Genomic DNA, 6,884 nt, shown 5'->3' with positions numbered 1-6,884 from the left:
CCTGAAGATCTATTCGAAGCACAATTAGATATAATTTATGCAGCATAAGTAAATTCAACGATTTAAGTCATAAATACAAATTGGTTCAACTTGTTATTGCAATTGATCTAAATAATATTTTAAACAAATGGAGGAATTAAAAATGAGCTTTAATATGTATGCACCAACAAGATTTATTTTCGGATGTGGAAGGCTTAGCGAATTGCATGAGCAGAAACTACCTGGCAAAAAGGCAATGGTAGTTATTTCAAACGGAAAATCTACTAAAGAAAATGGTTCCCTTGATCGAACTATTGAGGAACTCACAATAGCAGGAGTTGAAAGCGTTGTTTTTGATAAAGTGCAGACAAATCTTTTGAAGTCCACGGTTATAGCCGGAGCAAAAACAGCAAGAGATAACGGATGTGATTTTATTGTTGCTCTTGGTGGTGGCAGTATTATTGATGCCTCAAAAGTAATAGCAGCAATGGCAACAAATGATGGAGATATCTGGGATTATATTTCCGGGGGTACTGGAAAGGGCAAAGCGCTTGAAAATGACCCACTTGGGGTGATTTGTATTACTACAACAGCAGGAACAGGTTCAGAAGCAGACCAGTGGGGTGTTATCACAAATGATGAAACCAATGAAAAAATTGGCTTTGGTGGTGATGATCGTTTATTCCCGTTGATTTCTATAATCGATCCTGAACTTATGAAGACAGTTCCATCTAAATTTACTGCTTATCAAGGATTTGACGCACTTTTCCATTCTACAGAAAGTTATATTTCGAAATTTGCAAGCCTAATGAGTGACATGTATGCACTGACTGCTATTGAAAATGCAGCTAAATATCTTCCACGTGCGGTAAAAGACGGTAGCAATATGGAGGCAAGAGAACACATGGCATTTGCTAGTACCCTTTCGGGTGTAGTTATGACTGTGAGCGTTACTACTGCTGAGCATTCTATTGAACATGCAATGAGTGCATATCATCAGGATTTGCCTCACGGTGCAGGACTTATTATGATTTCAAGAGCGTTCTATGAATTCTTTATTGAAAAGCATGCTTGTGATAAGAGATTTATCGCGATGGCAAAGGCAATGGGAATCAAAGAAGCTAATAAGCCGGAGGATTTCATCACTGTTCTTATGGACTTGCAAAAAGCCTGTGGTGTAGCGGAACTCAAAATGAGCGATTATGGTATCTCGCCTGATGAGTTTGATAAAATGGCGACCAATGCTCGCGAAACTAACGGCTTTCTGTTTACAGCAAATCCATGTAAAATGACGCATAAGGATGTTGTAGATGTTCTAAGAAATTCTTATCGATAAGGAGGATACAAATGGATATCAATGATTTATTAGCACACTTAAATAGAGGTGAAGCAGTTGAGGGCGGTTCGGAATTACACCAGGTGATGATAGACCTTTCTCAGAAAGCATTAAAGTTGACTGCCAAGCTGAATGGTCAGTATCATACGCCGGAAGAGGTAAAACCATGTTTGGCATGTGAGTATTGCGCAAGTCATGATGGTCAGTGTGTACGAAAGGATGCTATGAACACATGGTACGAAAAGTTGATAGAAGCAGATATGATAGTATTCGTAACGCCGCTATATTATTATGGAATGTCAGCACAGATAAAAGCAGTTATCGATCGTTTCCATGCTTACAATGCAAAATTGGTAGGTAACAAAAAATCAATGCTTTTGGCTACTTCCTATGGTGCAGACGATTGGACAATGAAGGCATTGGAGAAAAATTATGAATCTATACTTAGTTTTATGAATTGGAATGATGCAGGAAAGTTATTTGCAACAGGGTGTCCAGTTAGGGAAGTGATTGAACAGACGAATTTTCCGAATCAAGCATATATCTTAGGAAAATCTTTATAATAAATAAAAATCAATAGTAAGAGAAGGAAGAAAAGATATGCCAGTAATCATTTTAGCATAGGTCTTATATCCTTTCTTTTTCTCTGGAGGTAAATTTCTTATGATAAGTCCTCTTTTTTTCGTTAATTATCTTATATGAGAGTGATTATATGCCAAATATTTTTAAACCATTTCAAGTAAAAAATGTATCATTTAGTAACAGGATAGTTATGGCTCCTGTTGTACGATTTGGTTTTCCAAGCTATGAGGGAATCATGGGTGAAAAACTTATGCATGACTATTTGGGCAGAGCCGATAAAAAAATTGGGTTAATCATCAGTCAAGCACTTTACGTATCGGCTGAATGTAATACATCAAGTAAGGCTGGTGGTACATCAGGCGGAGCTGGCGCTTACTCCGATAAGCATGTCGAATATCTGAGTAAAATAGCCGAAGCTTACCATAAGAACGGAACTGTTTTTTTTGCACAGCTTGCTCTTCCTGGTTTCGGTTTTTATGACGACAATTCCAGAGATATTAATAAGTTGACTAAAAAAAATTTAATTAAAATCAGAGATGAGTTTATCAGGGGGGCAGAAATCTGCAAAAATGCCGGCCTTGATGGAATTGAACTGCATGGAGCACATTCCTTTTTTCTGAACATGATGGCATCTTCTGAGTCCAATAAGCGTCAAGATAGTTATGGCGGCGATTTGACCGGAAGGCTGACTTTAGTGAAGGAAATCACGGAGGGAATTAAGAGCTTCGCTGGAGATAGTTTCATAGTATCATACCGGATGGGCTGGGGCGGTAGTTTAGACATAGACGTACAGACTGCGCAAAAACTGGAAGAGATAGGAATTGATATGTTGCATGTGTCTATAGGTATACCACGAGAAAGAAAGCTAAAACTTCCATCCGATTTTAAGTATAATGAGGTAGTTTATACTGGTGGCTATGTCAAAAAACATGTAAAAATTCCTGTTATTTGCGTAAATAACATTAAGACACTGGCTAGAGGCAACGTGCTGATTGAAAGCAATTACTGCGATTTCGTGGCATATGCGAAGTCATTTTTAGCTGATGCCAGATTTATCGAAAGGTCATTAAAGGACAGTAATTACAGACCATGCTTTGAATGTCGTAACTGTCAATGGTTTATAGATGGAGAGAAATGTCCTGCACAATTTAAAGCACTGAAAAAAATGCAACTAGATTATTTGGATTTATTATTAATTCATCAACCTTTCAGTGATTATTATGGAACATATCGTGCTATGGAAGATTTATATAAAGAAGGCAAAATCAAAGCTATAGGGGTTAGTAATTTCTATCCGGACAGATTAATTGATCTAACCCAGTTTAACGAAGTTGTTCCTGCAATTAATCAGGTAGAGACACATCCATTTAACCAACAGGTAAAAGCAAATGAAATTATGAAGAAATACGGAGTACAGTTTGAAGCTTGGGCACCTTTTGCTGAAGGAAAAAATGATATATTTACGAATGTAACATTGAAAGCAGTTGGTGATAAATATAATAAATCTATTGCACAGGTTGTTTTAAGATATCAGATTCAAAGAGATGTAGTTGTAATTCCAAAATCAGTAAGTAAGGAAAGAATGATTCAGAATTTGGATGTATTTGATTTTGAATTATCAAAAGATGATATGGATATGATTGCTAAGTTAGATAAAGGAGAGAGTGCATTCTTTTCTCATTATGATCCACAAACTGTAGAGTATTTAACAGGTTTAGGTAAAAAATAAAGGAGCGATTTTAAATGGCAATTACGGACTTTTCAAAAGAGTATCATGAAAGGATGTTTCCAGGCATTGCATCAAAGTTATTAGAAACAGATCCAGAATTTGTTGAACGATTTGATAACTTTGCATTTGATGAGGTTGTAAATCAGGATGACTTAGAGGACCATACTAGAATGATGGCAATTATTGCGACCTTAATTGGATGCCAAGGGATTGATGAGTTTAAAGAAATGGTGCCTGCCGCACTTAATTTTGGAGTAACACCAGTAGAAATGAAAGAAATTGTATATCAGGCCGTAGCTTACCTTGGAATTGGAAGGGTATTTCCATTTCTTAATGGCACTAATGATGTACTAACAGAAAGGGGTATTAAGTTACCACTTAAGGGACAGGTAAACACTACAACTGAAAATCGTTTAGAAAGAGGAATTCAGGCACAGGTTGATAGTTTTGGAGATGGAATGAAAGAATTCTATAAGTCAGGACCGGAAGAATCACGACATATTAATCATTGGTTAGCTGATAATTGCTTTGGTGATTATTATACGCGAAGCGGTCTTGATAAGAAGCAGCGCGAAATGATTACTTTTTGCTTCTTATCTGCCCAGGGTGGTTGTGAGTCACAACTTACAAGTCATGCGGTAGCCAATATGAAACTAGGTAATGATAAGCAGTTTTTAATTAAGATTATTTCACAATGTCTACCGTTTATAGGTTACCCAAGAAGTCTTAATGCACTTAGTTGCATAAATAATGCAGCTACTCAGATAGATAAATAAAAGCTGAAACTAATACTTGACTTGAAGTTAACTCTAAGTAATATAGCTATTATATTGTGAATTTTATTATAAAAGGAGGTTATATAATATGAGTGATAAAAAGGAATTAAATAACAATACAATTTTTCCAAAAGGAGAGGCACTTCCAGAGATGTTTTCCAAATATTTCATTGGACAGGCATATTTAAATATGCTTACGACTACTGGTGTACCAATTGGGAATGTAACATTTGAACCAACATGCCGTAATAATTGGCATATTCATCATAAAGGTGGTTAAATTCTTCTTGTAACAGAGGGAAGAGGATGGTATCAGCAGTGGGGAAAAGAGCCACAGGAGTTACATCCAAGAGATGTTGTTAACATTCTACCTGAAGTAAAACATTGGCATGGAGCAGCAAAAGACAGTACTTTTTCACACTTAGCAGTGGAAGTACCTGCAGAAGGTTCATCTAATGAATGGTTAGAAGCAATTACCGATGAAGTGTATGGTAAGCTAAAATAAGTAAAACAAACATCTTTACAACCAAACAATTATTTGGAGGTACATAATATGGAATATAGAATCTTAGGAAGAACAGGAATTAAAGTGAGTGCCATCGGTATTGGTGGTGAGGGATTTGAGAAAAAAAGTTATGAAGATTGCGAAGTGATTATCGATTGTGCAATAAATGAAGGTATTAATTTTTTTAATATATACAATTCAAATCCGCAGGTCCGAAGTAATGTGGGCAAAGCGTTAAGTAAGTTACCTCGAAATAGTTTTGTTATTGAAGGACATCTATGTTCTAGCTGGGATAAAGGACAATATAGACGTACCAGAAATTTAAATGAAGTTGTCAATGCATATGAAGACTTTTTAACTAGAATGAAGCTTGACTATGTGGATGTAGGAATGATTCATTATGTTGATGATCAAAAGGATTTTGATGATGTTTTTAATGGAGAAATAATTAAATAGGCGAAAGAATTAAAAGAGAAAGGGATAATTAAGTCTATAGGAATATCAACACACAATACAGATATTGCTCTTAGAGCAGTGGAAACGGGAATAGTTGATGTGATTTTATTTAGTATCAATGCTGCTTATGATATGTTACCAGCAAGTGAAGATGTAAACATTTTTTTGAAAAAAATACTTTTAAAAACAGGACTTATGAAGGTATTCATCCAAAACGGGATAGGCTATACCAAACTTGTGAGAATGCGGGTGTTGCTTTAACTGTTATGAAAGGATATGCTGCTGGAGTGTTACTAAATGGCAAAGAATCGCCTTTTGAAAAAGCACTGACCCCGGTACAATGTTTACATTATTGTTTAAACAGACCGGCAGTTGCTTCAGTAATGGTGGGAGTAGATAATAGTTCTCAAGTACTTGCAGCAACCGCATATGCGACTTCTAGCAATAAAGAAAAAGATTATAGTGAAGTTATTGCAAATGCGCCAAGAAGTTCATTTAGCGGACATTGTATGTATTGTGGGCATTGTGCCGCATGCTCAAAAAAAATAGATATTGCATTAGTAAATAAATATTTAGATTTATCATTAATTCAAGAAAATGTTCCTGAAACATTAAAAAATCATTATGAATTATTAGAGCACCACGCAAGTGAGTGCATAGAATGTTGAGCATGCACAAAAAACTGTCCATTTGGTGTGGATATTATTAATAAAATGAAACAGGCTGTTAAACTATTTGGAAAGTAGACAATTATGAAAAGGCAGAAGTGACAGGCGTTTTGTCTTGGGATAAGTAAAATAAGAACTTGTAGCAGAATTAGAATCTCCGTACTCTATAAAATATAGAGTACGGAGATTTTTTTGATGATAATTCATATTTTGGTATATAATTATAATTAATTTAGTAGAAGAGGATCAATATTAATGAATATACATGATTTAATTATATGCTTTATTTGGATGTTTTATCTGGAATTACTGTCCATCCAATGGAGTTCCAAAATTCTTCCAAATCAAAGGTGCTATTTTTGGTAAATACAAAACCTTTATTAATCCCAACTTTTTTTAATTCTGATAATGAACGATTTACCATCATTTTGCTAATTTGTCTCATTCCATATTCATTATGAACAGTAATATTGTAAATAAAACCTAGCATTCCATCATGCCCACATAATAGAAAACCAATCATATTTCCTTCTAATGTACACGCTACTGAACTAACTTTAGGATTCCTTCTTAAGTAGTTTATTAAAACCTCTTTTTTATAAAACGTTTTTGAAACTACAGAATTAGAATCTATATTCCTCAATGAAAGGACGTGTTCTAAATCCGATTCTTCCATAGCTCTGATTATTGTTTCATTTTTCATCTATTTCACCTCACATTAGTCAATTTTATGCATATGACTATCCCTATGTGTTAAGATAGTTGTCGTAGAGAGAAATATAGTATACTATACTGTATAGGCTTTACGAGAGGAGCAATAAAACATGGTGAGTAAAATTGGCTATTCTGAAGA

Annotated in this window: 7 protein-coding genes and 3 pseudogenes; 9 read left to right on the top strand and 1 reads right to left on the bottom strand. The window is 35.1% G+C overall.

The genetic code is table 11. The annotated features are described in order from the left end of the window. Window positions 1–142 precede the first annotated feature (142 nt). The 9 genes and pseudogenes from KPL38_RS17490 (at window position 143) to KPL38_RS19840 (ending at window position 6,031) form a co-directional block, all read left to right on the top strand. Complete coding sequence (locus tag KPL38_RS17490) at window positions 143–1,315, top strand: iron-containing alcohol dehydrogenase (protein ID WP_216290421.1); 1,173 nt, start codon at window positions 143–145, stop codon at window positions 1,313–1,315. An 86-nt stretch (window positions 1,316–1,401) separates the two neighbouring features. Continuing rightward, entirely contained in the window at window positions 1,402–1,878 is a 477-nt protein-coding gene (locus KPL38_RS17485; protein ID WP_216290420.1) for a flavodoxin family protein, read from the top strand. Window positions 1,879–2,027: 149 nt separating this feature from the next. Then, window positions 2,028–2,948, top strand: a pseudogene (locus tag KPL38_RS17480) (oxidoreductase); the annotation flags it as partial. Between the two features lie 99 nt (window positions 2,949–3,047). Further along, window positions 3,048–3,626, top strand: a pseudogene (locus tag KPL38_RS17475) (aldo/keto reductase); the annotation flags it as partial. Window positions 3,627–3,640: 14 nt separating this feature from the next. After that, the gene (locus tag KPL38_RS17470) at window positions 3,641–4,402 is read left to right on the top strand and encodes a carboxymuconolactone decarboxylase family protein (protein ID WP_216290419.1); all 762 of its coding nucleotides are present in this window, start codon (window positions 3,641–3,643) and stop codon (window positions 4,400–4,402) included. 88 nt (window positions 4,403–4,490) lie between these two features. Then, window positions 4,491–4,907 (top strand): annotated as a pseudogene (locus KPL38_RS17465) (cupin domain-containing protein). A 48-nt stretch (window positions 4,908–4,955) separates the two neighbouring features. Further along, on the top strand, window positions 4,956–5,363 hold the full coding sequence (locus tag KPL38_RS19850; protein WP_246578027.1) for an aldo/keto reductase: 408 nt from the start codon (window positions 4,956–4,958) through the stop codon (window positions 5,361–5,363). A 78-nt stretch (window positions 5,364–5,441) separates the two neighbouring features. Next, a complete protein-coding gene (locus KPL38_RS19845; RefSeq protein ID WP_246578026.1) occupies window positions 5,442–5,624 on the top strand; it encodes a hypothetical protein in 183 nt (60 codons plus the stop codon). 5 nt (window positions 5,625–5,629) lie between these two features. Further along, window positions 5,630–6,031: a hypothetical protein gene (locus tag KPL38_RS19840; protein ID WP_246578025.1), complete on the top strand. Its 402-nt coding sequence runs from the start codon at window positions 5,630–5,632 to the stop codon at window positions 6,029–6,031. 283 nt (window positions 6,032–6,314) lie between these two features. Here the strand turns inward: KPL38_RS19840 and KPL38_RS17455 are convergent, their stop codons facing one another. Next, on the bottom strand, window positions 6,315–6,734 hold the full coding sequence (locus KPL38_RS17455) for a GNAT family N-acetyltransferase (protein ID WP_216290418.1): 420 nt from the start codon (window positions 6,732–6,734) through the stop codon (window positions 6,315–6,317). Window positions 6,735–6,884 lie beyond the last annotated feature (150 nt).

The sequence above is a fragment of the Clostridium psychrophilum genome (assembly GCF_018861705.1).
GTDB lineage: Bacteria > Bacillota > Clostridia > Clostridiales > Clostridiaceae > Clostridium_AD > Clostridium_AD psychrophilum.
The sequence above is the reverse complement of the archived record's forward strand: the minus strand, read 5'-3'. Positions and strand labels throughout refer to the sequence as shown.